The sequence below is a fragment of the Rhodococcus sp. NPDC127593 genome, assembly GCF_042671975.1.
Classification (GTDB): Bacteria; Actinomycetota; Actinomycetes; order Mycobacteriales; family Mycobacteriaceae; genus Rhodococcus_F.
The window spans coordinates 1-1,160 of record NZ_JBHXWI010000191.1 but is presented as its reverse complement, the minus strand read 5'-3'; the positions used below and the strand labels follow the sequence as shown (position 1 = coordinate 1,160).

General features: G+C 66.9%; 1 protein-coding gene. It reads right to left on the bottom strand.

Features of this window, described 5'->3' with window-relative positions; all coding sequences use genetic code 11:
• On the bottom strand, window positions 1-899 hold an 899-nt coding region (locus ACFVJ3_RS49545; RefSeq protein ID WP_378459057.1), incomplete at its 3' end, for an IS110 family transposase.
• Between the last annotated feature and the right edge of the window lie 261 nt (window positions 900-1,160).

Genomic DNA, 1,160 nt, shown 5'->3' with positions numbered 1-1,160 from the left:
CGGCCGTCGGCGTCGCCGAATTCTGCGAGCACCCGGGCGCCGGTGATACCGCCCATGCCGGGTTGGCTGAGGTAGATCTCAGCGTCCGGGTGCCGGCCAAAACACGCCCCGACCTCGCCCTCCATGACCTTGATCTGCTCGCCCAGGGTGCGCAGCACCGCGACCGTCGCGCGGACCGATGCGGCATAGGCGCCGGTCACGATATCGGCTTGGCCCAGGTGCTCGGTGCGGAGCGCCGCCTGGATAGCCGCGGCTTTCGTGGGCACGTCGCGGCGCCTTGCCCGTTTGAGTGCGGCGGTGATCTGGCCGATCGTCAGCCGTGCCGCGGAGGTGGGATCGGTGGCCCTGGCCAGCAGTTCGAGGGTGTCGGCGCCCGCGAGCCCGAGTGGCTTGTACGCCTCGAGCGCGGCGGGGAAGTATTCGCGCAGTGCCGTGCGCAATCGAAGCATGTGCCGGGTGCGTTCCCAGATCAGCGTCTGATGAGCGCGGGCGGCGACCTTGACCGCCTCGGCCTCGTCGGAGTCGCCAGCGACCTGGCGCAGCTGATGGCGGCGGGTCCGCAGCATGTCGGCTAGCGTGCGGGCATCGGCCTTATCGTCCTTGGCCCCCGACAACGACATCAGCTCACGATGCCGCGCAGCCTGTTTCGGGTTGACCCCGTACACCTGGTATCCCGCCGCGACCAGCGCGCGTACCCACGGGCCGCAATCGGTCTCGATGCACACCAGCACCTGCCCGGGATCGGAATCCTGCGGCAGGAACCGGGCAATCAGCTCGTGCAAGCGTGCCATGCCGTCGATGCCCTCGGGCACTCTGGCCGCCTTCAGCGTGCGCCCTTGCTCGTCTTGCACCTCCACGTCATGGTGGTCTTCGGCCCAGTCGTCTCCGACGAACAACATTTATGCTCCTGAATCTCCCCGGGTTGAGTTGTCAGCAGCCTGCGGGAGACTCAGCGCCCTAATGGACCAGTGCTCACGCCAATCGTTGTGGCGGGCACGACATCCCATAAGTTGTTCGCTCCCGACCGCCGGCAGGGGCACGGTCTGACACCAGAACTCGACCAGTTCAGGGTAAGTAAGTGCTCACCTGCCGGGGCTACAGCACCGAGTCTGCCCTACTGACTGGACCCGGTAGCTCCCATTAGGGTGAGTTGAGTCCAG